General features: G+C 71.9%; 22 protein-coding genes. 10 read left to right on the top strand and 12 right to left on the bottom strand.

Features of this window, described 5'->3' with window-relative positions:
- The first annotated feature begins 7 nt into the window (after positions 1 to 7).
- Positions 8 to 766, top strand: coding sequence for a glucose 1-dehydrogenase (locus WBK31_RS26255; RefSeq protein WP_364057167.1), 759 nt, complete (start codon positions 8 to 10; stop codon positions 764 to 766).
- 310 nt (positions 767 to 1,076) lie between these two features.
- On the opposite strand, the gene WBK31_RS26250 is transcribed toward WBK31_RS26255, so the two are convergent.
- Positions 1,077 to 2,072, bottom strand: coding sequence for a helix-turn-helix domain-containing protein (locus tag WBK31_RS26250; protein ID WP_364057164.1), 996 nt, complete (start codon positions 2,070 to 2,072; stop codon positions 1,077 to 1,079).
- A gap of 200 nt (positions 2,073 to 2,272) precedes the next feature.
- Here WBK31_RS26250 and WBK31_RS26245 point away from each other — a divergent pair, with 200 nt between their 5' ends.
- The 5 genes from WBK31_RS26245 to WBK31_RS26225 are packed head-to-tail and all read left to right on the top strand — an operon-like array spanning position 2,273 to position 10,016.
- Complete coding sequence (locus WBK31_RS26245) at positions 2,273 to 4,654, top strand: FAD-dependent oxidoreductase (RefSeq protein WP_378787061.1); 2,382 nt, start codon at positions 2,273 to 2,275, stop codon at positions 4,652 to 4,654.
- Positions 4,651 to 5,853, top strand: coding sequence for a sarcosine oxidase subunit beta family protein (locus WBK31_RS26240; protein ID WP_364057158.1), 1,203 nt, complete (start codon positions 4,651 to 4,653; stop codon positions 5,851 to 5,853). Before WBK31_RS26245 ends, WBK31_RS26240 begins: the two co-directional genes overlap by 4 nt.
- Positions 5,853 to 6,095 carry a sarcosine oxidase subunit delta gene (locus tag WBK31_RS26235; RefSeq protein WP_406673338.1) on the top strand — a complete coding sequence of 81 codons (243 nt, stop codon included), beginning with the start codon at positions 5,853 to 5,855 and terminating at the stop codon, positions 6,093 to 6,095. The genes WBK31_RS26240 and WBK31_RS26235 overlap by 1 nt, the downstream gene beginning before the upstream one ends.
- Positions 6,092 to 9,277, top strand: coding sequence for a 2Fe-2S iron-sulfur cluster-binding protein (locus WBK31_RS26230; protein ID WP_406673337.1), 3,186 nt, complete (start codon positions 6,092 to 6,094; stop codon positions 9,275 to 9,277). Before WBK31_RS26235 ends, WBK31_RS26230 begins: the two co-directional genes overlap by 4 nt.
- A gap of 46 nt (positions 9,278 to 9,323) precedes the next feature.
- On the top strand, positions 9,324 to 10,016 hold the full coding sequence (locus WBK31_RS26225; protein ID WP_364057149.1) for an HNH endonuclease family protein: 693 nt from the start codon (positions 9,324 to 9,326) through the stop codon (positions 10,014 to 10,016).
- A gap of 62 nt (positions 10,017 to 10,078) precedes the next feature.
- Here WBK31_RS26225 and WBK31_RS26220 read toward each other — a convergent pair whose 3' ends face one another.
- The 3 genes from WBK31_RS26220 to WBK31_RS26210 form a co-directional block, all read right to left on the bottom strand.
- Positions 10,079 to 10,474, bottom strand: a complete 396-nt coding sequence (locus WBK31_RS26220; RefSeq protein ID WP_364057147.1) for a PepSY domain-containing protein — start codon at positions 10,472 to 10,474, stop codon at positions 10,079 to 10,081.
- A gap of 190 nt (positions 10,475 to 10,664) precedes the next feature.
- Positions 10,665 to 11,903 carry a HAMP domain-containing sensor histidine kinase gene (locus tag WBK31_RS26215; protein ID WP_364057144.1) on the bottom strand — a complete coding sequence of 413 codons (1,239 nt, stop codon included), beginning with the start codon at positions 11,901 to 11,903 and terminating at the stop codon, positions 10,665 to 10,667.
- A complete protein-coding gene (locus tag WBK31_RS26210; RefSeq protein WP_364057141.1) occupies positions 11,900 to 12,577 on the bottom strand; it encodes a response regulator transcription factor in 678 nt (225 codons plus the stop codon). Before WBK31_RS26210 ends, WBK31_RS26215 begins: the two co-directional genes overlap by 4 nt.
- A gap of 92 nt (positions 12,578 to 12,669) precedes the next feature.
- Here WBK31_RS26210 and WBK31_RS26205 point away from each other — a divergent pair, with 92 nt between their 5' ends.
- Positions 12,670 to 13,089 (top strand): hypothetical protein, encoded by a 420-nt coding sequence (locus tag WBK31_RS26205; RefSeq protein WP_364057138.1) that lies wholly within the window; start codon positions 12,670 to 12,672, stop codon positions 13,087 to 13,089.
- On the opposite strand, the gene WBK31_RS26200 is transcribed toward WBK31_RS26205, so the two are convergent.
- From WBK31_RS26200 to aceB, 8 genes are all read right to left on the bottom strand, one after another.
- Complete coding sequence (locus tag WBK31_RS26200) at positions 12,993 to 13,844, bottom strand: hypothetical protein (protein WP_406673336.1); 852 nt, start codon at positions 13,842 to 13,844, stop codon at positions 12,993 to 12,995. The two genes, WBK31_RS26205 and WBK31_RS26200, sit on opposite strands and share 97 nt — an antisense overlap.
- Before the next feature lie 273 nt (positions 13,845 to 14,117).
- Positions 14,118 to 14,330, bottom strand: a complete 213-nt coding sequence (locus tag WBK31_RS26195) for a DUF2277 domain-containing protein (RefSeq protein WP_364057132.1) — start codon at positions 14,328 to 14,330, stop codon at positions 14,118 to 14,120.
- A 3-nt stretch (positions 14,331 to 14,333) separates the two neighbouring features.
- On the bottom strand, positions 14,334 to 15,074 hold the full coding sequence (locus WBK31_RS26190; protein WP_364057129.1) for an IclR family transcriptional regulator: 741 nt from the start codon (positions 15,072 to 15,074) through the stop codon (positions 14,334 to 14,336).
- A gap of 18 nt (positions 15,075 to 15,092) precedes the next feature.
- Positions 15,093 to 15,839 carry an IclR family transcriptional regulator gene (locus tag WBK31_RS26185; RefSeq protein WP_406673335.1) on the bottom strand — a complete coding sequence of 249 codons (747 nt, stop codon included), beginning with the start codon at positions 15,837 to 15,839 and terminating at the stop codon, positions 15,093 to 15,095.
- A complete protein-coding gene (locus WBK31_RS26180) occupies positions 15,836 to 17,038 on the bottom strand; it encodes a (Fe-S)-binding protein (protein WP_378787074.1) in 1,203 nt (400 codons plus the stop codon). Before WBK31_RS26180 ends, WBK31_RS26185 begins: the two co-directional genes overlap by 4 nt.
- 1 nt (position 17,039) lies before the next feature.
- Positions 17,040 to 18,269, bottom strand: a complete 1,230-nt coding sequence (locus WBK31_RS26175; RefSeq protein ID WP_378787076.1) for an FAD-binding oxidoreductase — start codon at positions 18,267 to 18,269, stop codon at positions 17,040 to 17,042.
- A complete protein-coding gene (locus tag WBK31_RS26170; RefSeq protein WP_378787078.1) occupies positions 18,266 to 19,702 on the bottom strand; it encodes an FAD-linked oxidase C-terminal domain-containing protein in 1,437 nt (478 codons plus the stop codon). The genes WBK31_RS26175 and WBK31_RS26170 overlap by 4 nt, the downstream gene beginning before the upstream one ends.
- Positions 19,703 to 19,727: 25 nt before the next feature.
- Positions 19,728 to 21,305 (bottom strand): malate synthase A, encoded by a 1,578-nt coding sequence (gene aceB, locus WBK31_RS26165; protein WP_406673334.1) that lies wholly within the window; start codon positions 21,303 to 21,305, stop codon positions 19,728 to 19,730.
- 158 nt (positions 21,306 to 21,463) lie between these two features.
- On the opposite strand from aceB, the gene WBK31_RS26160 reads away from it, so the two are divergent.
- The 3 genes from WBK31_RS26160 (at position 21,464) to WBK31_RS26150 (ending at position 25,050) form a co-directional block, all read left to right on the top strand.
- Complete coding sequence (locus tag WBK31_RS26160; RefSeq protein WP_378787082.1) at positions 21,464 to 22,252, top strand: DUF4097 family beta strand repeat-containing protein; 789 nt, start codon at positions 21,464 to 21,466, stop codon at positions 22,250 to 22,252.
- An 11-nt stretch (positions 22,253 to 22,263) separates the two neighbouring features.
- Positions 22,264 to 23,676, top strand: coding sequence for a GTPase HflX (gene hflX / locus WBK31_RS26155; RefSeq protein WP_378790200.1), 1,413 nt, complete (start codon positions 22,264 to 22,266; stop codon positions 23,674 to 23,676).
- Between the two features lie 237 nt (positions 23,677 to 23,913).
- Positions 23,914 to 25,050, top strand: a complete 1,137-nt coding sequence (locus WBK31_RS26150) for an IS701 family transposase (RefSeq protein WP_364070935.1) — start codon at positions 23,914 to 23,916, stop codon at positions 25,048 to 25,050.
- The last annotated feature ends 686 nt before the right edge of the window (positions 25,051 to 25,736 follow it).

Below are 25,736 nucleotides of genomic sequence, written 5' to 3'. Positions count from 1 at the left end.
GCCGGTGGTGCTGGAGCGGTTCCGGCTCGACGGCAAGGTGGCGATCGTCACGGGCGCGTCCTCGGGCCTCGGCGTCGCCTTCGCCCGCGGCCTGGCCGAGGCCGGGGCCGACGTGGTGATCGCCGCCCGCCGCGCCGAACGCCTGGAGCAGACGCGGCGGCTGGTCGAGGAGACCGGCCGCCGGTGCCTGGCCGTCCAGACCGACGTGTCCAAGCCCGAGGAGTGCGACGCGCTGGTCGCCGCCGCCGTCGAGGGCATGGGTGCGGTCGACGTGCTCATCAACAACGCCGGGGTCGGCACCGCCGTGCCCGCTCTGCGGGAGACGCCCGAGGAGTTCCGGCGGGTCATCGACATCAACCTGCACGGCACGTACTGGATGGCACAGGCGTGCGCGCGGGTGATGCGGCCCGGCTCGTCGATCGTCAACATCGGCAGCGTGCTCGGCGAGACCACGGCCGGGCTGCCGCAGGCCGCCTACAGCGCCTCCAAGGCCGGCGTCGTGGGTCTCACCCGCGACCTGGCCCAGCAGTGGACGGGGCGGCGCGGCATCCGGGTCAACTGCCTGGAGCCCGGCTTCTTCGCCTCGGAGATGACCGAGCAGTACAAGCCGGGCTACCTCGAACGCATGACGGAGGCCCGCGTCATCATGGGCCGCGCCGGCGACCCGGCCGAGCTCGTGGCCGCCGCCGTCTTCCTCGCCGGCGACGCCTCGTCGTACATCACAGGCGTCACCCTGCCCGTGGACGGCGGCCTCCTCCTCACCTAGCGGCCCGCGGCTCGAAGACGAAGCCGACGCCCGGAGCGCCAGCGGGTGGCCAAGACCACCTTCCGGCGATGCAGGGCCTCACGATCGCGTTCCGCCCGGTTGCGCATCGCGATGGGAGGGAGAATCCAGCGCTCTGGAAGGCGGTCCCTCAGCGGGATAGCAGGATGTCTATCCGGTGTGCCGGCCGGACCTGCGGCGGTCAGGGTGCGGGCCGCAGCCGATGGTCGTAAGGGGCCGCATGCATCGCCTCGCGACCGTGAGAGGGCGCGGGCTGCGGCCCCTGGCCGCCGGAGGGTGCGGCAGGTGGTCGTCAGGGGTCGCGGGCGAGAAGTTTGTTCTGGGCGGCGAGGTAGCCGGCGTGGAAGCGGGTGCGGGCGCCGAGGCGTTCGGCGAGCACCTGGACGCGGCGCTGCACCGTACGGGGGCTGAGGCCGAGCTGGCGGGCGATGGCGTCGTCCTTCATGCCGGCGGCCAGCAGGGCGAGGACCTCGGTGTCGGACGGCGAGGGCCAGGACTCGGTCTCCAGGCCGTCCTCCGACAGCCGTAGCGGTACGGCCGCCCGCCACAGCGTCTCGAAGAGCCCGACGAGGGCGTCGAGCAGCGCCGACGGGTGCACGACCAGGGCGCTCTCCACCGCCTGGTCCTCGTCGGAGACCAGCGGGAGTATCGCGGTCTGGGCGTCGGCGATGGCGAGCTTGACGGGCACAGGGCCGAGCCGGGCGAGTTCGCCGTCGGCGACGGCGCGGCGGGTGTGGGCGAGCATGCCGGGCTGCTCGAAGGCGAGCGGGCTGTAGATGCCGCGCGTGACGGGCGCGCCACGGCGGGCGGCGCGGCGGCGGTTCTCCTGATCGTCGCTGATGTCCACCGCGTACGGCGGATGCACCAGCACCAGCAGCTCCTGGGTGGCGTTGCGTTCGAGCTGGAGGTAGCGGCGGGCGACGGCGTCGCGCCCGGTCACCACCTCGAGTACCTCCTCAGGGTGCGGCCCGCCGCGGTCGGCGACCTCGGTGGCGAGGAGCGCGGCGGCGGCCCTGCTGTGGGTGAGCTCCTCCTGGCGGCGGGCGACGAGGATGTCGATGGCGATGCTCGGCGGCGTGGCGACCAGGCGCAGCGGACGGCCGGCCACGCGGGAGACGAGGCCGAGGTCCTCCAGTCTGGGCAGCATGCGGCGGATGGCGCCGGCGGACGAGCCGGTCTCCGCCCCCAGTTCGCTCAGCGTGGCCGGGCCGTGCCGCAGCAGTGCGCGGTAGGCCGTCTCCTCGGCCGCCGTGACACCGAGCCCTTCCAGTAAGCGCCGCTGCGCCATGGTCTCGTGACGCCCCCTCCCCGTGCGATGATCCGAGGTCAGCGTACTGGTACGCCCGCTGTGGATGATCACATTTCGCGGCGTTCGTCCCCGGCGGATCGCGCGCCGAAGGTGACTCTTGTACCGGCGGTCCCGGGAATCTATGGTCGTTGCGTAGTGCGGTGCGTGTTGCGTATTAAGGAACAACTCCGGAGGCGACCATGAGCCGACCGCGTACGGTGATCGTGGGAGCGGGCATCGTGGGCTGCGCCCTCGCCGACGAGCTCACCGAGCGGGGATGGACGGACGTCACGGTCGTCGACCAGGGCCCGCTGTTCGCCGCCGGAGGCTCCAGCTCCCACGCGCCCGGCCTCGTCTTCCAGACCAACCCGTCGAAGACGATGACGGAGTTCGCCGCCTACACGGTCAGGAAGTACACCGCGCTCGGCGCCGGCTGCTTCGCCCAGGTCGGCGGCCTGGAGGTGGCGACCACCCCGGAACGCTGGGCCGACCTGCACCGCAAGCTCGGCTGGGCCGAGTCGTGGGGCGTCGAGGCGCACCTGATCGACCCGGCGGAGTGCGCGCGGTTATGGCCGTTGCTCGACAAGACCAAGGTGCTCGGCGGCTTTCACGTGCCGTCCGACGGGCTCGCGGCGGCGGTCGCCTGCGGCGAGCGTCAGGCGGCGCGCGCCACCGAGCGCGGCGCGACGTTCCTCGGCGAGCACACCGTGGCCGGCATCGACCAGCGCGGCGGCCGGGTGACCGGCGTCGCCGTCGTGGCCGGGGGCGAGCACCGGACCATCCCCGCCGACGTGGTGGTGTGCGCGGCCGGCTTCTGGGGGCCGTCGATCGGCGCCATGGCCGGGCTGACCGTGCCGCTGCTGCCGCTCGCCCACCAGTACGCCAAGTCGGGCCCCCTCGGCGACCTGCGCCCCGGCCCGATACTTCGCCACCAGGACCGCGACCTGTACTTCCGGCAGCACGGCGACCGGGTCGGCATCGGCTCCTACTCCCACCGCCCGATGCCGGTCGCCCAGCACGAGATCGGCCCCAAGTCCACCACGATGCCGTCGGTGCAGGCGTTCACCGAGGAGGATTTCGACCCGGCCTGGCGCGACGCGGTCGAGCTGCTGCCCGCCCTGGCCGGATCCAAGTACGAGGACGGCATCAACGGGATCTTCTCCTTCACTCCCGACGGATTCCCGCTGATCGGCGAGGCCCCGCACCTCGACGGGTTCTGGCTGGCCGAGGCCGTCTGGGTGACCCACTCGGCCGGGGTGGCGCGCGCGGTGGCCGAGCTGCTCGTCAACGGGCGCTCCGAGATCGATCTGCACGAGTGCGAGCTGGGCAGGTTCGAGCAGGCGCAGCTCTCGCCGGCGTTCATCGAGGAGCGCGGCAAGCAGAACTTCATCGAGGTGTACGACGTCGTCCATCCGCTGCAGCCGATGGAGTCGCCGCGCCCGCTGCGGACGAGCCCGTTCCACGTACGGCAGCGGGAGCTGGGCGCGTTCTTCCTCGAAGCGGCCGGATGGGAGCGCCCGCACTGGTTCGAGGCCAACGAAGGGCTGCCCCGCGCGGCCACCGGCGCCGAGCTGCGCGATGCGTGGGCGAGCCGCTACTGGTCGCCGATCGCCGCCGGCGAGTCCCGCGCCACCAGGGAGAGCGTGGCCCTGTACGACATGACGCCGCTCAAGCGGATCGAGGTCAGCGGGCCGCGCTCGGCGGCGTTCCTGCAGCGCATGACCACCAACAACGTGGACAGAAAGCCGGGCTCCGTCACGTACACGCTGCTGCTCGACCACCGGGGCGGCATCCGCTCCGACCTCACCGTGGCCCGGCTCGACGAGGACACCTTCCAGGTCGGCGCGAACGGCAACCTCGACCTCGAATGGCTGGCCAGGCACGCGCCGTCCGGCGTGCGGGTGCGCGACATCACGCCCGGCACCTGCTGCGTCGGCGTGTGGGGACCACGGGCCAGGGAGCTGGTGCAGCCGCTGACCGACATGGACCTGTCGAACGAGGGCCTGCGCTACTTCGGCTGCCGGCGCGGCTACGTCGGCCACGTGCCGGTGCTCGCGCTGCGCGTGTCGTACGTGGGCGAGCTGGGCTGGGAGCTCTACACCAGCGCCGACATGGGGCTGAAGCTGTGGGACACGCTGTGGGCCCCGGGCCTGGCGGTCGCCGGCGGCCGGGCGGCCTTCAACAGCCTGCGGCTGGAGAAGGGCTACCGGCTGTGGGGCGTGGACATGACGACCGAGCACACCCCGTACGAGGCGGGGCTGGGCTTCGCGGTCAAGACGGACAAGGACTTCATCGGCCGCGACGCGCTGACCACGGACGTCACCCGCACACTGGTGCCGCTGCTCAGCGCCGAGGTCGTCATGGGCAAGGAACCGGTCAGGCACGACGGCCGCACGGTCGGCTACGTCACCAGCGCCGCCTACGGCCACACGATCGAGCGCCCCATCGCCTACGCCTGGCTGCCCGCGGAGCTGGCCGAGCCCGGGACGCAGGTGGAGATCTCCTACTTCGGCCGCCGCATCCCCGCGGAGGTCGCCGCCGAGCCCCTGTACGACCCCGGGATGGAGAAGATCCGACGGTGACCCACCCCGACTTCCTCTGGCGCAACCCCGACCCGAAACCCTCCTACGACGTCGTCATCGTCGGCGGCGGCGGGCACGGCCTGGCCACCGCGTACTACCTGGCGAAGAACCACGGCATCACGAACGTCGCCGTCCTGGAGCGCGGCTGGCTGGCCGGCGGCAACATGGCGCGCAACACCACGATCATCCGCTCCAACTACCTGTGGGACGAGAGCGCCGCCATCTACGAGCACTCGCTCAAGCTCTGGGAGGGGCTGAGCGAGGAGCTGGACTACGACCTGCAGTTCAGCCAGCGCGGGGTGCTCAACCTGGCGCACAACCAGAGCGACGTGCGCGAGGGAAAGCGCAGGGTCAACGCCAACCGGCTCAACGGCGTGGACGCCGAATGGCTCGACGCCGACGAGGTCAAGAAGTTCTGCCCGATCATCAACGTCTCGCGGCAGGCCCGCTACCCGGTCATGGGTGCGACCCTGCAGCGGCGCGGCGGCATCGCCAAGCACGACCACGTCGCCTGGGCGCTGGCCAGGAAGGCGGACGCGTACGGGGTGGATCTGATCCAGGGCTGCGAGGTCACCGGCTTCGAGATCACCGGCGGCCGTGTGGCCGCCGTCGGGACCTCGCGCGGCAGGATCGCCGCCGGCAAGGTCGCGCTGGCCGCCGCCGGGCACACCTCGGTGCTCGCCGCGCGGGCCGGGCTGCGGCTGCCGCTCCAGTCGCACCCGCTGCAGGCGCTGGTGTCGGAGCTGCTGGAGCCGGTGCTCGACTGCGTGGTGATGTCGAACGCGGTCCACGTGTACGTCAGCCAGGCCCACAAGGGCGAGCTGGTCATGGGGGCGGGCATCGACGCGTACAACTCCTACGGACAGCGCGGCAGCGTCCACGTGATCGAGGCACAGATGGCGGCGGCCCTGGAGCTGTTCCCGATCTTCAGCCGGGTCCGCGTGCTGCGCACCTGGGCCGGCATCGTGGACGTCTCGCCCGACGCCTCACCGATCATCGGCCGCACGCCGATCGGCGGCCTCTACATCAACGCCGGCTGGGGCACCGGCGGCTTCAAGGCCACCCCGGGCTCCGGCTGGGTCTACGCCGACACGATCGCCCACGACCGCCCGCATCCGCTGGCGGAGCCGTTCGCGCTGGAGAGGTTCACCACGGGGGCGCTCATCGACGAGCACGGCGCGGCGGCGGTGGCCCACTGATGCTGCTCATCGACTGCCCGCACTGCGGTCCACGCGACGAGACCGAGTTCCGCTACGGCGGCCAGGCCGGCATCGCCTGCCCCACGGGCGAGATCACCGACGCCGAGTGGGCCGCGTACGTCTTCTTCCGTGACAACCCCAAGGGCTGGTTCCGCGAGCGCTGGTTCCACGCGCACGGCTGCCGGACCTGGTTCGACGTCGAGCGGCACACCGTCACCCACGAGATCAGGAAGCCCTCATGAGGTTCACCTTCGACGGCCGCCCGCTGCGGGGCGAGCCGGGCGACACGCTGGCCGCCGCCCTGCTGCGCAACGGCGTGCGGGTGGTGGGCCGCAGCGTCGCGCTGGGCCGGCCGCGCGGCGTCTTCACCGCCGGGCCCGAGGAGCCGAACGCGCTCGTCCGCGTCGGCCCCGACCCCATGCTGCCCGCCACCACGGTCGAGCTGTACGACGGACTTCAGGCGTGGAGCCTGCGCGGCAAGGGCCGGGTGGACCCGCACACCGCGGCCGAGCTTGTGGACGACCGCCGCTGCGACAAGGGCTACCTGCACTGCGACGTGCTCGTGGTGGGCGGCGGACCGGCGGGCCTCGCCGCGGCGGTGGCGGCGGGCCGTGCCGGGGCGCGGGTGATCCTGGTGGACGATCAGCCCCGCCTGGGCGGCGACCTGCTCAACTCCCGCCTGCGCATCGACGGCGCGCCCGCGCTCGACTGGGTGGACGGGCTCGATCTGCCGGGCCGGGTGCTCACCAGGACGACCGCCATCGGCTACTACGACCACAACTACGTGGTGGCCGTGGAACGGCGGGCGCGCGGTGAGCGGCTGTGGCACCTCAGGGCCCGCCAGGTGGTGCTGGCCACGGGCGCGCACGAGCGCTCCGTCGCCTTCCCCGGCAACGACCGGCCCGGCGTGATGCTCGCCTCGGCGGCCCGCGCCTACGCCAACCGGTACGGCGTCGCGCCCTGGCGGCGGGCGGTCGTGTTCGCCTGCGCGGACTCCGCGTACGAGGCGGCCGGAGACCTGGCGGCGGCCGGGGTGGAGGTGGCCGAGATCGTGGACCCGCGCGTGGACGGGCGGGTGGTCACCGGCACGACCGGCGACGCCGACGGCGTGCTGACCGGCGTCTCGATCGGCTCCCGGCACGTCGAGGCGGACCTGCTCGCCGTGGCCGGCGGCTGGAACCCGGCCGTGCACCTGTTCAGCCAGTCGCAGGGGCGGGTCAGGTTCGACGAGGAGCTGCAGGCGTTCGTGCCGGGCACGTCCGCCCAGGCCGAGCGGTCGGCGGGGGCGTGCAAAGGCGTGTACGGCACGGCCGCGGCCATCGCCGACGGCTACGCGGCGGGCGCGGAGGCGGCGTCCCTGGCGCTCGGCACCACCCGCGACTCCGGTGAGGCAGGGCCGGAGACGCGCATGCGCGATCGGGGCGGGCCGGGCGAGCTGCGGGTGCCCGAGTGCGACGAGCGGCCGATCACAGCGCCGCCCGCCGCGCTGTGGCTGGTCGAAGGCGAGGGGGCGGGCGGTGACGAGCCGGCCTTCGCCGACCTGCACCGCGACGTGACCGTGGCCGATCTGGCCAGGGCCACCGGCACCGGCATGCGCTCGGTCGAGCACGTCAAGCGCTACACCACCGCGGGCACCGGCGCCGACCAGGGCAAGACGTCGGGCGCGGTCGTGGTGGGCGTCATGTCGGCGCTGCTCGGCACCGAGCCTGGTCAGGTGGGCACGACCACGTTCCGGCCGCCGTACACGCCGGTGTCGTTCGCCACGCTGGCCGGGCGCGACAGGGGCGAGCTGTCCGACCCGGTCAGGACCACCGCCATGCACGACTCCCACGTCGCGCGCGGCGCGGTCTTCGAGGACGTCGGCCAGTGGAAGCGCCCCTGGTACTTCCCGCAGGACGGCGAGTCGATGGAGGACGCCGTACGGCGCGAGTGCCGGGCGGCCCGCACCGCCGTGGCCGCCATGGACGCCTCCACGCTCGGCAAGATCGACATCAGGGGCGCGGACGCCGGGGTCTTCCTCGACCGGATCTACACCAACATGTACTCCACGCTGCCCGTCGGGGCCTGCCGGTACGGCGTGATGTGCCGGGCGGACGGCATGGTGTTCGACGACGGCACCACCACCAGGCTCGCCGGCGACCACTACCTGATGACCACGACCACGGGCAACGCCGCCGCCGTGTTCGACTGGCTGGAGGAGTGGCACCAGACCGAGTGGCCCGGCCTGGACGTGTCGTTCACCTCGGTCACCGACCACTGGGCGACGGTCGCCGTGGTGGGACCGCAGGCCAGGCGGGTGATCGCGGCCGTCGCGCCCGGCGCGCTCGACCTGGCGTTCATGCGGTACGCGGCCGTGGACGTGATGGGCGTGCCCGGCCGGGTGTTCAGGATCAGCTTCTCCGGCGAGCTGGCGTACGAGGTGAACGTGCCCTGGGCCTACGGGCGGGCGCTGTGGGACGCGGTGCTGGAGCTGGGCGCGGTGCCGTACGGGACCGAGACCATGCACGTGCTGCGCGCCGAGAAGGGCTTCGCGATCGTCGGTCAGGAGACCGACGGCACGGTCACCCCGCAGGACCTCGGCATGTCGTGGCTGGTCTCCACGCGCAAGCCGGACTTCGTGGGCAAGCGCTCGCACGCCAGGCCCGACACCGCGCGTCCCGATCGCAAGCGCCTGGTCGGGCTGCTGCCCGACGACCCCGCCGCGCGGGTGGAGGAGGGCGCGCAGCTCGTGGCGGCCGGGCAGGCACTCACCGGTGTCGTGCCGATGCTCGGCCACGTCACCTCCAGCTACCACAGCGAGGTGCTGGGCCGTACGTTCTGCCTGGCCCTGGCCAAGGAGGCGGCCCCCGGCGACCGGCTGACGGCGGTGTCCGGGGGAGCGGCGCTGCCCGTGACGGTCGTGGAGCCGGTCTTCTACGACCCTGATAACGCCCGCCGCGACGGCGAGCCGCTGCCGCCCGGCGAGATCGCGCCGCTGACCGGCTGCCGCGCGGAGAGCCCGGCCGCCTCCTTCGCCGCGCGGTTCGCGGCGGCGAGCGGTGAGCGGGTGCGGCTGCGCGAGGTGCCGTTCGAACCGATGTGGGAGGTCAGGGGCGCGGATCCGGGGACGGGGCTGCGGCTCGGGCCGTCCTGGTGGCTCGTCGTGGGGGACGCTGCCAGAGACGCGACGCCTGGCCCCCGCTGGGTGGACGTCTCGGGCCAGCGGACGATCCTGGAGCTGTCGGGCCCCGGGACCGAAGACGTGCTCATCACCGGATGCCCGCTCGACCTGCACCCGTCGGCCTTCCCCGGGCACGCTCAGACCCTGCTCGGCAAGGCGCCGGTCGTCCTGGAGCGGCGAGCGCCCGATATGTACTGGATCTACGTAAGATCGTCCTTCACCCGGTACATGGCGGAGTGGCTGCTCGACGCCCTTCAGGGGTGATAACCGCCATACCTGGGAATTACCTAGACTTTACGAAGATTTTTGCTTGAAGTCTGGGGAGAAGAGCGTGCGCGTACGGGCGTTCATGGCCGGTCTGGCCACGGTGGGACTGCTGGCCGGCTGCGGCGGACTCGAAGCGCAGACCAGCGGCTCGATCGGCGATGCGAAGCCGGACTCGGCCGCGATCGCCGAAGCCAAGGAGAAGCTGGAGAAGCTGACCGTCAAGGGCCGCGCGCCCAAAACCGGGTTCGACCGCGACAAGTTCGGCCCGGCCTGGGCCGACGTCGATCGCAACGGCTGCGACACCCGTAACGACATCCTCAAGCGGGACATGGAGGACGAGACGTTCAAGCCGGGCACCCACGACTGCATCGTGCTGACCGGCACCCTGCACGACCCCTACAGCGGCAAGACCATCAAGTTCAAGCGCGGCCAGAGCACTAGCAGCGCCGTGCAGATCGACCACCTCGTACCGCTGTCGGACGCCTGGCAGAAGGGCGCCCAGCAGTGGTCGGCGACCAAGCGCAAGGAGTTCGCCAACGACCCGCTCAACCTGCTCGCCGTTGACGGCCCGCTGAACGGCCAGAAGAGCGACTCCGACGCGGCCACCTGGCTGCCGCCGCGCAAGGAGTACCGGTGCACCTACATCGCCCGGCAGATCGATGTGAAGGCCAAGTACGGCGTGTGGGTGACCGCCGCGGAGAAGGACGCCATGAAGAACGTCCTGAGCTCCTGCTGACCGCATGAGCGCGCCGGCCCACCGTGGGGGTGAGCCGGCGCAGCCGGAGAGGTCGGTGAGGATCAGTCGTCCTCGGCGTGGTCGCGGCCACGGCCCCCGTGGTCGTCGTCGCGGTCATGGTCCCTGTCGATCTCCGACTTGGTGATCTTGCCGGAGGCGGCGTTCACCTTCACCTCGTACCGCTGGGAGCCCTTGATCAGTTTCACCTCCCAGACGTCGGGGGCGGCGCCGTTCCTGTCGAGCTCCACCTCCCGGATCCAGGCGCCCGGCACCTGCCGGTGCGCGATCGCGATGGCCTGTTCGGCCGTGACCTTCGGAGCGGCGGGTGCGGTGGCCGTCAGAGCGATGGGAGCGGCGGCCTCCGCCGCGGCGGAGGCGGTCGCGTACGCCGCGCCACCGCACGCGATCAGGGAGACGACACCGGCACCGGCCACGAGCAGCTTCTTTGTGATTCGCATGCCTCTACGAAACCGCCGGCCCCGGTAATCGCGCGCTAAACGGCGGTTAAGGCGGGGAGAAGGCCGAAATGGGCGCGCTCTGGAGCCTTACGGCGTGCCCAAGGGGGAGGCGCAGAAGGAGGCTCAAGGCGCGTCAATGGGGAGGCACAGGAGGCTCAAGGCGCGCCCAGTTGGAGGCGCAGGAGGAGGCTCAAGGCGCGCCCAGGTGGAGGTCGACGCGGGCGCCGCCGAGTTCGGAGCTGGAGACCGAGAGGCCGCCGCCCGACGACTCGGCGGTGCGGCGGGCGATGTCCAGGCCGAGCCCGGTCGAGCCGCCTCCGCTGGTGCCGCGCTCCAGCAGCGCGGGCTCGAACCCGGGTCCCGCGTCCTCGACGGACAGCAGGGCCCCGGGTGGGCGGCTCTGGAGGCGTACGGACATGGCGGCGCCCTCGGGGGTGTGCGCGAAGACGTTGCCGAGCAGCGCGTCCAGGCACGCGGCCAGCTCGCCCGCGCCCGCGGCGACCTGCAGGGGGCCGTCGGGCAGCGTGACCGTCAGCTCGCGCCCCTGGTCCTCGGCGAGCACCGACCAGAACCGCACCCGCTCGCTCACGACGGCGGCCGCGTCGCACGACTCCCGGTCGGCGGTGCGCCGCCGCGCCTCGGTGATGACCGCGCTGACCGCCCGTTCCAGCGCGTCCACCCTGGCCTGCAGGCGGGCCTTCTCCTCAGGGTCGCGCAGCGACTCGGCGTCCAGCCGCAGGCCGGTCAGCGGCGTGCGGAGCCGGTGCGACAGGTCGGCGGCGGACTCCCGTTCGGCGGCGAGCAGCTCGTCGATGCGGCCGGCGAGATGGTTGAGCGCGAGCGCCACCGACCGCACCTCGGGCGGCCCGCCCGGCTCGGCCCGCGCGGTCAGATCGCCGCCCGCGAGCCGGTGCGAGACCCTGGCCAGCCCGTCCACCGGCCGGGTGACGGCCAGCGCCAGCCGGTCGGCGAGCACGATGCCGAGCACCATCAGCCCGAGCCCGATGAGCAGCAGCGCCAGCCACGCCTCGCGCACGCCGCGCACCAGCTCGTCGTCCGGCACGAACACCCTGATCACCGCCGTGCCGCCGGGCGACTGCGCGGAGACCAGCACCTCCCTGCCGCCGGGTGCGGTGGCGGTGACGCTGCGCCCGGTCGCGGCCAGGCGTACGGCGTCGGAGCGCGGCGCCGGGGTGCCGACGATGCCGCCGTCCGGCAGGAACACCGTCACGGGGCGGGACACCTGCTCGACCGTCAGCGGCAGATCGGGCGTGCCGACCGCGACGGCGACCGACTCGGCTGCGGCGGTGGCCCGGCTCATCGCGCCGTTCTCGGCCACGGCCCTGATCAGCAGCGCCATCGGCACCAGCAGCGCGATGAGCACGAGCGAGGTGGTGGCCGCCACGAGCAGCGCGAGCCAGCGCCTCATGACGGATCGACCAGCTTGACGCCCACGCCGCGCACGGTGTGCAGGTAGCGCGGCGCGGCGGCGGTCTCTCCGAGCTTCCTGCGCAGCCACGACAGGTGCACGTCCACGGTCTTGTCGGCGCCCCCGTACGGCAGCTGCCACACCTCGGTCAGCAGCTCCCGCTTGGTCACCACCTCGCCTGGCCGGGCCGCGAGGTAGTGCAGCACGTCGAACTCGCGCGGCGTGAGGTCCAGCGGCTGGCCGTCGAGCGTGGCGGTACGGGCGCGCGGGTCCACGCGCAGACCGCCCACCGCCAGCGGTTCCGGCGCGGAGCCGCCCGCCCGCCGCAGCACCGCGCGTACCCGGGCGTCGAGCTGCGCCGCGCTGTACGGCTTGACCACGTAGTCGTCGGCGCCCGCGTCCAGCACCGGCACCATCTCGGCGTCGCCGTCGCGCGCGGTGGCCACGATGACCGGCACCTGGCTGACCGCCCGCAGCATGCGCAGCAGCTCGACGCCGTCGAGGTCGGGCAGCCCGAGGTCGAGCACGATCAGGTCGGGCCGGTCCTGGACGGCCAGGCGCAGCCCGTCCATGGCGGTGGGGGAGGAGGAGACGGCATGGCCGAGGTCTCGCAGCCCCCTGCTGAGCGCCGTACGGATCGCCACATCGTCCTCGATGAGCAGGATGTCAGCCATAGGAAGAACGTAGACGGTTTCTTCCGCTGCCTAGAGCAGCCTTAGCGTCGCCTTAACCTGGCCTTAGCCGGACAGGGGGGAACCTGAGCGGGATGAAGAGACTCGTCGCGGCCTGGGCCGCCACCGCCGTCGCCGCCACCGGCGCCGCCGTGGCGGTGCTCGGCCTGCTCGGCAACGGACTGACCGGCACCGACCGCCACGTGCTCGCCCCCGAGGAGGTGCGCGCCGAGCTGGCCACGGCCACCTCCCGCGCCACCGCCGCGCCCGTCCCCGCGGCGTCGCCGACGGGGCAGAGCAGGCTGATCCGCAGCGCGGGCGGCACGGTGATCGCCTCCTGCGAGGGCGGCCGGGTCACGCTGCGCTCGTGGAGCCCCGCCCAGGGCTACAAGGTGGACTCGGTCGATCCCGGGCCGGATCACGAGGCGAAGGTGGAGTTCGAGCCGGACGAGGGCGAGGAGGTCGAGCTCAAGATCGTCTGCTCGGACGGTGAGCCCGTCGTCCGCGAGAGCTGACCCTGCGGGCCGGTGACCGGGTCAGGCCCCTCGCGCCAGCGGTAGCCCATCGTGCGCAGCAGCCGGTACTCCATCACGGCCAGCGTCAGGGACGAGACGACGCCGCTGATGTTCAGGGTCAGCCACAGCCAGGAGGGCACGCCGTTCCTTTCCAGGCTGATGAGCTCCTGTCCGCTGACCAGCAGCATGACGAGCGTGGAGCCGACCGGCGCGAGCAACGGGTGCATGTCGGAGATCCACAGCCCGGTGCGCGTCGCCCAGTAGAGCGTGCTGCCGTAGAAGCAGGCGGCCCAGAGGAAGATGAAGATCTCCCTCGGCCCGATGGCCGAGCCGGGGATGGCGCCGTCGCCGTCGTTCAGCCACAGGTAGAGCTGGGAGAGCAGAAACGGCATGAGGAGGACGAGCAGGCCGGGCACCCCGCGGACCAGGTACCGCCGGACGCGCGGCCACAGCGTGCGGCGCCGGTCGCGGCGGGTCAGCAGGAAGACGGCGAGGAAGGCCAGCGGTGGCAGAGCCAGCGCGTACTGCAGGGTGTCGTAGGTCTTCGCGGTGGCGCTCGCGAGGACCTCGAGGACATTCCGATAGTGATGCGTGGCGATGACGACCGTGATCAGGCCGAGCATCGTCCGCCAGAACGCGAGCCGGTCCAGCCGCCGCTCCTCTGGGGTCGGGCCGACCGGGGGCTTGAACGCGCGCTTGGCGGCGAGCCACGGCACCAGCAGACTGACGACGGCACGTGCGCGAGGTGGCGGCACCGCTGCCTCCTATGTGAGAGCCCGGTCCTGGTGCGGGTTCTCATGCTAGGGAGCACGGCTTGCGGGCGGCTTGCCCGATCTTTGACGCCGGCTGTCGGCCCGCCTCGGCGCGGCCGTTCACGCACGGTCACAGCATCGGCCGGTGCTGCGGCCGGTGCTGCGGCCGGTGAAACGGCCGGTCAAACGCGGCCCCGCCGCCGGGGCGGGCGTCGCGCCCGTCGGTGGCGGACCACCGGCGCGCCCGCGCGGGAGCCGTCTCGCTCGTGAGGGCTGTCAACGGCTCCCGCGGACCTGCAGCGCGCCCAGCAGCTCCTCCGACGCGCGCGTGATCGCCTCGACCGCGCGGTCGAACGCCTCCGCGTTGTGCGCGGCGGGCGTGCGGAAGCCGGAGATCTTCCTGACGTACTGCAGCGCCGCGGCCCGCACGTCCTCCTCGGTCACGCTCTCGGTGTAAGGCGGGCGGAGGGTCTTGATGCTTCTACACATGACTCAACCGTAATAGCCGATGCGCTGGCTGATCTCTTTCGCGCCCGCCACCAGGATCGCCCCGACCTCGGGCAGCCGCTCGGGCGTCAGCCGGTACGACGGCCCGGAGGCGCTGACGGCGGCGACCACCGTGCCGTCGGAGCCCCTGATCGGCGCGGCGACCGCGTTGAGCCCCACCTCCAGCTCCTCGACGGCGGCGGCCCAGCCGCGCTCCCTGATCTCCTCAAGGCCCAGCTCGTCGGGCTCGGTGATGGTGTTGGGCGTGTAGCGTTCCAGCTCGGACGGCAGCCGCAGCGCCCCGAAGGCCAGCAGCACCTTTCCGCTGGAGGTGGCGTGTGCAGGGGTGCGCTGGCCGACCCAGTTGTGGCCGCTGATGGCGGCGGGGCCGCGCACCTGCGTGATGTTGATGGCGTCGCCGTTGCGGGGCACCGCCACGTTGACGGTCTCGCCGATCTCGACGGCCAGGCGCAGGCAGACCGGGCGGCTCTCGCCCGACAGGTCGAGCTGGGCGGTGGCCGCGCCGGCCAGCCGTACGACGCCGAAGCCGAGCCGGTAGCGTCCTCGATCGCCGCTCTGTTCGACGAGCCCGCCCTGTTCCAGGGCCGACAGCAGGCGGAAGGCGGTGGACTTGTGGACGTCCAGCTCGGTCGCCAGGTCCGTGACCCGGCTGGCGCCGTCGCGGGCGAGGATCTCCAAGATCGCGATGGCACGATCGACCGACTGGACCGACGTGCTGTTGCTCATGCCGCAACAGAATATCGTTCAGTCGGCGATCGGTCCCAGCTCGTCACCGAACTGCGACGCGATCTTCCGCATGCCCTCGGCCAGCTCATCGCGGTCGAGCGCGTCGATGCGCTCGGCGGGACCCGAGACCGACATGGCCGCGACCACCCGGCCGCCATCGCGCACCGGCACCGCGAGGCAGTGCACGCCCAGCTCCTCCTCGCCCAGGTCGAGCGCGTACCCCTGGCGCCTGACGGTCTCCAGCTCCGCCCTCATCGCGTCCAGCTCGGTGATCGTGTTGGGGGTGCGGCGCGGCATGCCGGTGCGCTCGAACACCGCCACCGCCTCCGCCTCGGGCCGCCCGGCGAGCAGCACCTTGCCCACCGCCGTGCTGTGCGGCAGCACCCGCCTGCCGACCTCGGCGAACATCCGCAGCCTGCGCGGCGACGGCACCTGCGCCACGTAGACGACGAAGTCGCCCTCCAGCACGGCCAGGTTCGCGGTCTCGTCGGACAGCTCGACCATCTTCGCGAGGTACGGCTGTGCCCACACCCCGACCATGCTCTCCGCGATGCCGCCCAGCCTGACCAGCCCGCCGCCCAGCGCGTAGCGCCGGTCGGACTCCTGCCGGACGTAGCCGCGCGCCAGCAGCGTGCGCAGCAGCCGGTGGATGGTCCCGTACGGCAGGCCCGTGCGCGCCGCGATCTCCGACAGCCCCGCCTCGCCGCCGTGCTCGGCCAGCGCCTCCAGCACGTCGAGCGCCCGCTCGACCGACTGGACGCTCACAGCGTGACCCCGCGCAGGGACGCGTCCAGCACCTCGGCGGTGTGGGCGACCCTGATGTCCGCGCCCGCCCGCCGCATGGCCGCGGCGATCTGCATCGTGCACCCGGGGTTGGCCGACACCAGCAGCTCGGCCCCCGTCGTGCGCACCGAGGCCGCCTTCCTGTCGCCGAGGTCGCGCGCGGCCTGCGGCCGCAGCAGGTTGTACGTGCCCGCCGACCCGCAGCAGATCGCCGACTCGGGGATCTCGCGCAGCTCCAGCCCGGGGATGCCGGACAGCAGCTCGCGCGGCTGCGCCCGCACGCCCTGCGCGTGCGCCAGGTGGCAGGCGTCGTGGTAGGCCACGGTGAGCGGCAGCGGGTGCCGCTTGGCCACCGGCCCCAGCTCGGCCAGGTATTCGGACAGGTCCATGACGCGGAAGCCCGGCTCGCGGCCGAGCAGTTCGGCGTACTCCTTCATGGTGGAGCCGCAGCCGGCCGCGTTCACCACGACCGTGTCCACGCCGGCTCGCTCGAACACCTCCGCCGTCCTGCGCGCCAGCCGCCCCGCCTGACGGTCGAGCCCGGAGTGCACGCTGAGCGCCCCGCAGCAGCCCTGCTCGGGCGGAATCACCACGTCGCAGCCCTCCAGCGCGAGCACCCGCGCGGTGGCCGCGTTGACCTGCGGGAAGAACTCCCGCTGCACGCACCCGGTGAGCATGCCCACCACGGCGCGGCGCTCGCCCCTGGCCTTGACCAGGCGCGGCAGCCGCTGCCGGTGCTCCACGCGGGGCGCCAGCGCCGCCATCGCGCCCAGGCTCGGGTGGGCCCGCTCCAGGAACGCCGCCATCCGCCTGGCCAGCCTCATCGCCGGGCGCAGCAGCCGCAGCCTGCGCGGGTAGGGGAAGAGGCTGAACACGATGCCGCGGATGGCGCGCTCCTGCGGCTCGCGTACGTGCTCCCGCTCCACCTCGACTCTGGTCTGCTCGATCAGCCGGTCGTAGCGCACGCCGGACGGGCACGCCGTCACGCAGGCCATGCAGCCCAGGCAGGCGTCGAAGTGCCCGGCCATCTCGGGGGTGATCGGGGTGCCCTCGACATGCTGCTGCATCAGGTGGATGCGGCCGCGCGGCGAGTCCATCTCCTCGCCCCACAACACGTACGTGGGACAGGTCGGCAGGCAGAAACCGCAGTGCACGCAGTCGTTGATCAGCTCGGGGTCCACCTCACACGCCTCCCACGAACCGGCCGGGAGACATCCTGCGACCGGGATCGAACCGTTCCTTGACCCGCCGCATCAGCGGCAGCGAGCCCACGTGTCCCCACCTGTCGACGTTCTCGTACGGCCTCCCCGGCGGCAGGGCGAGCACGTGCGCCCGCCCGCCCGCCGCCTCGACCCCGGCGCGCAGCGCGGAGACGACGGCCGCCGGCTCGTCCTCCGCCATCGGCCGCACCGGCTCCAGCAGCAGCCGCCCGCAGGCGGGGGAGCCGCGCAGCACCATCCGCGCGGCGTCCGCCGCTTCGAGCACCGCCGCCGTCGCCGCAGGAGGAAAGCGCAGCTCGATGAGCACGTCATCGCCGAGGAGCCGCCCCCACCAGACCGGCGGCTCCTCGGCGACCTCGCCGGTGCCGATCAGCTCGCGCAGCGCCGCAGCCCTGTCGGCCGCCGCCGTGCCCTCGGCGAGCGCGGCGATGGTGATCGGCCCGCCTGGCTCAGGACGGTTGATCTCGATCGCGCTCGGCTCGGCCTGCGAGGCGGACAGCGCCGCCACCGCCCCGGCCGCGCGCTTGGCGGCGCCGTCCGACCGCAGGCGGGCGATCACCCAGCGGCGATCGGCGGGCAACGGATGCAGCCGGAACGTGGCCTCGGCGATCACGCCGAGCGTGCCGTACGAGCCGGTGAACAGCTTGCCGAGGTCGTAGCCCGCGACGTTCTTGACGACCTTGCCGCCCGAGTGGGCGATCGTGCCGTCGGCCAGCACGACCGTGATGCCGATGAGCAGGTCGCGGGCGGTGCCGTAGCGGAACGCGCGCGGCCCCGGCGGCCCTCCGGTGGCCAGCGTGCCGCCGACCGTGGAGTCATCGGCGTACGGCAGGTCGAGCGCCAGCTCCTGGCCCTCGGCCGCGAGCGTCCCGGCCAGCGCGCCCATCGTCACCCCGGCCTGCGCGCGCACCACGAGGTCACCGGCGGCGTGCTCGATCACCTCGTTCATGCAGCACATGTCGAGCAGCACGTCGCAGCGCTCCGGCGGCGGCGCCCAGTGCAGCTTCGTGCCGCCGCCCGCGGGCACCACCGCGAGGTCCTGCTCCGCGCAGGCCCGCAGCGCGGCGGAGACCTCCTCGACGGTCTCGGGCAGCACGACCCAGCGGGGCCGCACGCCGCCCACCACGTCGTCGGGTCCCGCCTGCCGGGTCGTCACCCCGCCGATCGCCGCGCTCGCCGTACCGCCGTTCAAAACTGCTCCGCCTTCCCCGACTCGACCAGCGGGTGCACGCCCTTGCGCACCCCCGGCACCTCGCCGCACAGGCGCGGGGTGGGGAACACCTTGCCCGGGTTCGCCAGCCCCGCGGGATCGAACGCGCAGCGCACGAGCTGCATGGTGTCGAGGTCGTCGGCGCTGAACATCTTCGGCATGTAGCGCGACTTGTCGACGCCGACGCCGTGCTCGCCCGTGATCGAGCCGCCGTTCTCGATGCACAGATCGAGGATGGCCCCCGACACCGCCTCCGCCCGCTCGCCCGCGCCCGGATCGCCGTCGTCGAACAGCACCAGCGGGTGCAGGTTGCCGTCGCCGGCGTGGAAGACGTTGGCCACCCTGATGTCGTGCTCGGCCGACAGCCGGTCGATGGCCGCGAGCACGGCGGGCAGCGACGTGCGGGGCACCACGCCGTCCTGCACGATGTAGGCCGGGCTGATCCGCCCCACGGCGGCGAAGGCCGACTTGCGGCCCTTCCAGATCGCCGCGCGCTCGGCCGGGTCGTCGGCCACCCGCAGCTCGAACGCCTCCGAGCACAGCTCGCGCAGCCGCGCGAACTGCCGCTCGACCTCGGCGGCCGGGCCGTCCAGCTCGACGATCAGCACCGCGCCCGCGCCCTCGGGATAGCAGCAGGACACCGCCGCCTCGGCCGCCTCGATGGCGAGGGCGTCCATCATCTCGATCGCGGCCGGCACGATGCCCGCCCCGATGATCGCCGACACCGCCCTGCCGCCCTGCTCGATGCTGTCGAACGCGGCCAGCACCGTGGTCACCGCCTCGGGCGCGCGGCTCAGCCGTACGGTGATCTTGGTGGCGATGCCCAGCGTGCCCTCCGACCCGATGAACGCGCCCAGCAGGTCGTAGCCCGGGTCCATGCGGTCGAGCGTGACCAGCTCGCCCTCCGGGGTGACGATCTCGCACGCCTCGACGTGGTTGACGGTGAAGCCGTACTTGAGGCAGTGGGCGCCGCCGGAGTTCTCCGCCACGTTGCCGCCGATCGAGCAGACCTGCTGGCTGGACGGGTCGGGGGCGTAGTAGTAGCCCTGGGCGCGCACGGCCTCGGTGATGGCCAGGTTCGTCACCCCCGGCTCCACCACGGCCCTGCGGTTGGGCAGGTCGATCTCCAGGATCGCGCGCATCTTCGAGGTGACGATCAGCACGCCGTCCTCGCGGGGCAGCGCGCCGCCCGACAGGCCGGTGCCCGAGCCCCGCGCGACGAACGGCACGCCGTGCTCGTTGCACAGGCGGACCACGGCGGCGACCTGCTCGGCCGTCTCGGGCAGCACGACCACGCCGGGCGTCGCGCGGTGATAGGTCAGGCCGTCGCACTCGTACGTGCGCAGGCGTACGGGATCGGTGATCACCGCGTCGTGCGGCAGCAGTGAGCGCAGGGCCGTAATCAGCGTCTTCATCACCGATCCCCCTTTGTACGCTTCTTTATGGCATTTGAGCATAGGCCGGAAGGGTCAGGAACTCCGCGAAGTCGTCGTCCAGCGCGACCTGCTTGAACAGCGCCGTCGCCTGCGCGTACAGACCCTCGTCGTAGCCCGGTTCCTCGGCGATCTTGGCCAGCTCCTCGCCGATGATCCGCTCCACGAGCTCCTTCGTCACCTGCTCTCCGGTGTCGGACAGCGTGATGTCGTTGTGGATCCACTGCCAGATCTGCGAACGCGAGATCTCGGCCGTGGCGGCGTCCTCCATGAGGTTGTGGATGGCCGCCGCGCCCTGCCCGCCCATCCAGGCCGCCAGGTAGCGCAGGCCCACGTCCACGTTGTTGCGCAGCCCCGCCTCGGTGATGTCGCCCGGCGTGTCCGACACCGCAAGCAGGTCCGCCGCCGTGACGTTGACGTCCTCGCGCAGCCGGTCGATCTGGTTGGGCCGCGAGCCGAGCACCCCGTCGAACACCTCGCGGCAGATCGGCACCAGGTCGGGGTGCGCGACCCACGAACCGTCGAAGCCGTCGTTGGACTCGCGGGTCTTGTCGGCCCGCACCTTCTCCAGCGCCACCGCGTTGACCTCCGGGTCGCGGCGCGAGGGGATGAACGCCGCCATCCCGCCGATCGCGTGCGCGCCCCGCTTGTGGCAGGTGCGCACCAGCAGCTCGGTGTAGGCCCGCATGAACGGCGCCGTCATCGTCACCGCGTTCCGCTCGGGCAGCAGGAATTCGCGGCCCCGCGTGCGGAACTTCTTGATCACGCTGAACAGGTAGTCCCACCGGCCGGCGTTCAGCCCCGCCGAGTGGTCGCGCAGCTCGTAGAGGATCTCCTCCATCTCGAACGCCGCCGGGTAGGTCTCGATGAGCACCGTCGCCCTGATCGTGCCCTGCGGGATGCCGAGGAGGTCCTGGGCCCTGACGAAGACGTCGTTCCAGAGCCTGGCCTCCAGGTGCGACTCGATCTTCGGCAGGTAGAAGTAGGGGCCCTTGCCCTTGTCGATCTGCCGCTGCGCGCAGTGGAAGAAGTAGAGGCCGAAGTCGAACAGCGACCCCGACACCGGCTCGCCGTCCACCAGCGCGTGCTTCTCGTCGAGGTGCCAGCCGCGCGGGCGCACGACGATCGTGGCCAGCTCGTCGTCGGGCTTGAGCGTGTACGACTTGCCGCCGGTCTCGAAGTCGATCGTGCGGTCGAGCGCGTCGCGCAGGTTGAGCTGGCCCGCCACGCAGTTCTCCCACAGCGGGGAGTTGGCGTCCTCGAAGTCGGCGAGCCACACCTTCGCGCCCGAGTTGAGGGCGTTGATGGTCATCTTCCTGTCCACCGGCCCGGTGATCTCGACGCGGCGGTCCTCAAGGCCCGGCGCGGGCGGCGCGACCTTCCACTCGCCCTCCCTGATCTCCTTGGTCTCCGGGAGGAAGTCGAGCGTGCCGCCCGCCGACAGCTCCGCCTGCTTGGCCTGGCGGGCGTCGAGCAGCTCCAGGCGGCGCGGGCCGAACTCGCGCTGAAGCGTCTCCATGAACGCGAGCGCCTCCGGCGTGAGTATCTCGTCGAACCGGTCGAGCTTCGGGCCGGTGATCTCCATGAGCCTCACCCTTTTCCATATAGTGGAAAATGAATTCTGGATTGTGGAAGTCAAGCTACTCTGGCGGTCTTCGCGGGTCAAAGGTCGGGGTTACCCGGGAGTGATTCCGGGGTGATCCCCGATGCCGGAGCACCTGCCCTCAGGGAAGGATCTGCCCCATGAGAAGGATTGCGATCGCGGGCGGGCTGCTGGCCTCCACCGTGCTGCTCACCGGGTGCGGGGTCGCGAGCCTCGCCGGGCCCAACCACGAGGACACGGTGTCGTACGAGGTGACCGACAAGGTCACCGCGCTGAGGCTGGTCAGCAAGGCGGGGGACGCGGTCATCACGGAGACGGGAGGCGATGCGGTACGCGTCGTCGAGACCCTGCACTGGCGCGGCGGCGACAAGCCGCAGCCGGAGCACAGGGTGGACGGTCAGGAGCTGTTCGTCACCTACAAGTGCCCGTCGGAGTGGGGGGCCTGCGGGGTCGACTACAAGATCGAGGTGCCCAAGGGCCTGCGCATGAACCTGGAGTCCGGCTCGGGCAACCTCACGCTCAGAGACCTCACCGGCGAGATCACGCTGAGCGCCGGGTCCGGCGACGTGGACGCGGCCGGGCTCGCCGGCAAGAAGCTCTCCGGCGAGTTGGGCTCAGGCAACGTCGAGCTCAAATACACCGCCGCCCCCGAGGACATCCGGCTCAAGACCGGCTCGGGCGACATCGAGGTGCGCGTGCCCGACCAGCCGTACGCGATCGACAGCCAGGTCGGCTCCGGCGACGTCACCGTCGGCGTCAAGCAGGACACGGCCGCGCCGAACAAGATCTCTGTCACGGCCGGCTCGGGGACATCACCGTCTCGCCGTCTTGACAGTCTGTGGGACTCGCCTGATAACCAGGTGCTCGAGCCGAGGGTGTCGTGCCACCATCGTGGGAAGACACCGAGGTGTCCAGACGTTCCCTCATAGAGATGACTTTTATGCACGAATACCCCGCGCTCGACCCGATCGAGACCGGCGACATGGACCTTGAGGACCGCCAGGCACTGCGCCGAGTAGCGGGCCTGTCCACAGAACTTCAGGACGTCACCGAGGTCGAATACCGGCAGCTGCGGCTCGAGCGGGTCGTCCTCGTCGGCGTCTGGACCAGCGGCACCGCCGAAGACGCCGAAAACTCCCTGCGCGAGCTCAAGCTCCTGGCCGAGACGGCCGGGTCGCAGGTGCTCGACGGGCTCATCCAGCGGCGCCAGAAGCCCGACCCCGCCACCTACATCGGCGCCGGCAAGGCGCTGGAGCTGCGCGACGTGGTCGAGGCCACCGGCGCCGACACCGTCATCTGCGACGGCGAGCTGACCCCCGGTCAGCTCCGCCAGCTCGAGGACGTCGTCAAGGTGAAGGTCATCGACCGCACCGCGCTCATCCTCGACATCTTCGCCCAGCACGCCAAGAGCCGCGAAGGCAAGGCGCAGGTCGAGCTGGCCCAGCTCTCCTACCTGCTGCCGCGCTTGCGCGGCTGGGGTGGCAACCTGTCGCGCCAGGTCGGCGGTCGCGCCGCGGGCGGCGTCGGCATCGGCGGCCGCGGCCCCGGTGAGACGAAGATCGAGCTCGACCGGCGCCGCATCCGCGAGCGCATGTCCAAGCTGCGCCGCCAGATCAGCGGCATGTCCACCTCGCGCGAGACCATGCGCTACCGGCGCCAGCGCCGCGAGATCCCGGCCGTGGCCATCGCCGGCTACACCAACGCCGGCAAGTCCTCGCTGCTCAACCGCGTCACCGGCGCGGGCGTGCTGGTCGAGGACGCGCTGTTCGCCACCCTCGACCCGACCGTGCGCAGGGCCCGTACGCCCGAAGGCCGGCTGTTCACGATCGCCGACACCGTCGGCTTCGTGCGCCACCTGCCCCACCAGCTCGTCGAGGCGTTCCGCTCCACGCTGGAGGAGGTCGGCGACGCCGACCTGATCCTGCACGTGGTCGACGGCTCGCACCCCGACCCCGAAGGCCAGATCGCGGCCGTCCGCGAGGTGCTCCGCGACATCGACGGCGCCTCCGACATCCCCGAGATCGTGGTGATCAACAAGGCCGACGCCGCCGACCAGGACGTGCTCGACCGCATCACCCGGCGCGAGCGCGACAGCATCGTCGTCTCGGCCCGCACCGGCCAGGGCATATCCGAGCTGATGCGGCTCATCGAGGAACGCCTGCCGCGCCTCGATCACGAGGTGCACCTGCTGGTGCCGTACGACAGGGGCGATCTGATCTCGCGTGCGCACAAGGAGGGTGAGGTGCTGTCCGTCGAGCACGTGGAGGACGGCACCATCCTGCACGCCCGGGTTCTGCCCAGCCTGTCGCAGGAGCTGCTGCGGGTCGGTAAGCCGGTGGAGCGGGTCTCCTGATCTTTTGTTCCGTACGTTGTGAGCGCCTCTCGGGAATGAGGGGCGCTCGCGCGCGCCGTACGGCGACCGGATTAATACTCCAGCCGCACTTCGAGATCTCGATCTGGTCGAGGCTGAGACGTGAGACGGCCACCGCAGTGATCATGTGGGTGTGTGGAATCCAGATGATCGGCGGTGGCCGTGGCAGCCACGGTAGCCGAAATCGACCCGCGTGTATGGGCCGATGCGTTCGATGACCTGTTCGCGCAGGTAGTGGCACCGTTCTTCGGCCGGCGTGAGCCGCGGATCAGAGCGCGTGGTTACCTGCTGGGCCTGCTGAGTTCGCTGGAACGCAAGAACGGCTGGTCCCTGGCCGAGTTCGCCGGAGACGCGACACCCGACGGGATGCAACGACTGCTCAACCACGCCCGCTGGGACGTCGATGCGGTCCGGGATGCACTGCGGGCCCAGGTCGCCGAGCGGCTCGGGTGCCTGGACGGGGTGCTGGTGGTCGACGACACCGGGTTCGAGAAGAAGGGCCGCCGCTCGGCCGGGGTGCAGCGCCAGTACACCGGCACGGCCGGAAAGATCACCAACTGTCAGGTCGGAGTGTTCGCCTCCTACCTGCACCCCGGCCGGCAACGGGTGCTGATCGACCGGGAACTGTATCTGCCCGCTTCCTGGTTCACCGCACCCGAGCGGCGCACCGACGCCGGCATCCCGGAGCAGGTGGAGTTCGCGACCAAACCGGAGCTGGCCTGGAGGATGATCGAGCGGGCCGCCGACGATCCGCTGCTCACCTTCGCCTGGCTCACCGCGGATGAGGGCTACGGCGACAACCCCGTGTTGCGTGAGCGGTGCCGCAGCCGGGGTTTGAGCTACGTGTTCGCTGTCTCCTGTGACCACCCGATCGTGCTGGCCGGCCGGAAGATGCGTGCCGATGAGGTCTTCGCCGCGCTGGAGGAGCAGGCGTGGCAGCGTTACTCCTGCGGCCAGGGTGCCAAGGGCCACCGCTACTACGACTGGGCGTGGATCCCGCTCGGCCCGGCCGAGTGGCTGCTGGCCCGCCGCTCCATCACTGATTCCGGCGAGCTGGCGTTCTACACCTGCTGGGCCACCGGCCCGGTCGCGCTGCCGGAGCTGGTGCGAGTGGCGGGATCGCGGTGGAGCGTGGAGGAATGCTTCCAGGCCACCAAGAACGAGGTCGGCCTGGACCATTACCAGGTCCGCAAGCACCTGGCCTGGTATCGGCACGTCACGTTGGCCATGGTCGCTCACGCTCACCTGGCTTTCCTCGCCGCCGGCCCACCCGGCGCAACGGGCGCTCAGCAGGGCGAGGCTTTCTCGGGCCTGGCCACACAGGGGGCCCTGCCGACAGGGACGATCACAGCTTGAGGGTGCGAACGGTGACGATTCCGGCGAGCTGATCCCGCTTACCGTCAACGAGATCCGGCGTCTGCATGCTCATCTTGCCCAGCCCCGGCACCCTGCCAGTCATCGAATCCGCTGGTCACAGTGGCGACGTCGGCATCAAGCCCGCGCCCGCCGCTGCCATTACCAGCGACAGCGACGAATCATCGATCACTAAATGCGGCTGGAGTATTAAGACGCTCAGACGGAGAGTTGCCGGGCGCCGCCTCGGGATCGCGGCCGGCGGCCACCGCCCGGCGGCCACCGCCGCAGAGAGCCCTTCGGTAACGCCTCAACGGCACGCACACACCGTTCAGAGGCTGCCGACGCCCGTCTCCTGAGGTCTGGGCCGCACGGGGCACTCCAGCGCCCGCCTGCGGTCACGTCCAGCGCCCGCCTGTGGCCGTCTCCAGCGTCCGCCTGTGGCCGTCTCCAGCGTCCGCCTGCGGTCGTCTCCGGCACCCGCCTGTGGTCGTTCCAGTCCCCGCTGTGGCCGTCTCCGGCGCCCGCCCAGAGCCGTCGTAGGGTCTTCCTGCGATGCCGTCCAAACCATGCGACCGGCACATCGACGTGCCACTTCATTCGCATGTCACGGATGGGCGGCGGGTGATGGTGGCGCTGCGTGCACACGTCGTATAACGGTCCCGTGATAGACCGCCCAGAGTTATGCA

The organism is Nonomuraea sp. N2-4H, from assembly GCF_045291505.1.
Classification (GTDB): Bacteria; Actinomycetota; Actinomycetes; order Streptosporangiales; family Streptosporangiaceae; genus Nonomuraea; species Nonomuraea fastidiosa.
The sequence above is the reverse complement of the archived record's forward strand: the minus strand, read 5'-3'. Positions and strand labels throughout refer to the sequence as shown.

Bases quoted from the DNA above. Each gene is read 5' to 3' on its own strand.
- WBK31_RS26250 (WP_364057164.1), bottom strand. From the start codon at position 2,072: ATGGCGCAGCGGCGCTTACTGGAAGGGCTCGGTGTCACGGCGGCCGAG.
- WBK31_RS26245 (WP_378787061.1), top strand. From the start codon at position 2,273: ATGAGCCGACCGCGTACGGTGATCGTGGGAGCGGGCATCGTGGGCTGC.
- WBK31_RS26235 (WP_406673338.1), top strand. From the start codon at position 5,853: ATGCTGCTCATCGACTGCCCGCACTGCGGTCCACGCGACGAGACCGAG.
- WBK31_RS26230 (WP_406673337.1), top strand. From the start codon at position 6,092: ATGAGGTTCACCTTCGACGGCCGCCCGCTGCGGGGCGAGCCGGGCGAC.
- WBK31_RS26220 (WP_364057147.1), bottom strand. From the start codon at position 10,474: ATGCGAATCACAAAGAAGCTGCTCGTGGCCGGTGCCGGTGTCGTCTCC.
- WBK31_RS26215 (WP_364057144.1), bottom strand. From the start codon at position 11,903: ATGAGGCGCTGGCTCGCGCTGCTCGTGGCGGCCACCACCTCGCTCGTG.
- WBK31_RS26210 (WP_364057141.1), bottom strand. From the start codon at position 12,577: ATGGCTGACATCCTGCTCATCGAGGACGATGTGGCGATCCGTACGGCG.
- WBK31_RS26205 (WP_364057138.1), top strand. From the start codon at position 12,670: ATGAAGAGACTCGTCGCGGCCTGGGCCGCCACCGCCGTCGCCGCCACC.
- WBK31_RS26195 (WP_364057132.1), bottom strand. From the start codon at position 14,330: ATGTGTAGAAGCATCAAGACCCTCCGCCCGCCTTACACCGAGAGCGTG.
- WBK31_RS26190 (WP_364057129.1), bottom strand. From the start codon at position 15,074: ATGAGCAACAGCACGTCGGTCCAGTCGGTCGATCGTGCCATCGCGATC.
- WBK31_RS26170 (WP_378787078.1), bottom strand. From the start codon at position 19,702: ATGAAGACGCTGATTACGGCCCTGCGCTCACTGCTGCCGCACGACGCG.
- aceB (WP_406673334.1), bottom strand. From the start codon at position 21,305: ATGGAGATCACCGGCCCGAAGCTCGACCGGTTCGACGAGATACTCACG.
- WBK31_RS26160 (WP_378787082.1), top strand. From the start codon at position 21,464: ATGAGAAGGATTGCGATCGCGGGCGGGCTGCTGGCCTCCACCGTGCTG.
- hflX (WP_378790200.1), top strand. From the start codon at position 22,264: ATGCACGAATACCCCGCGCTCGACCCGATCGAGACCGGCGACATGGAC.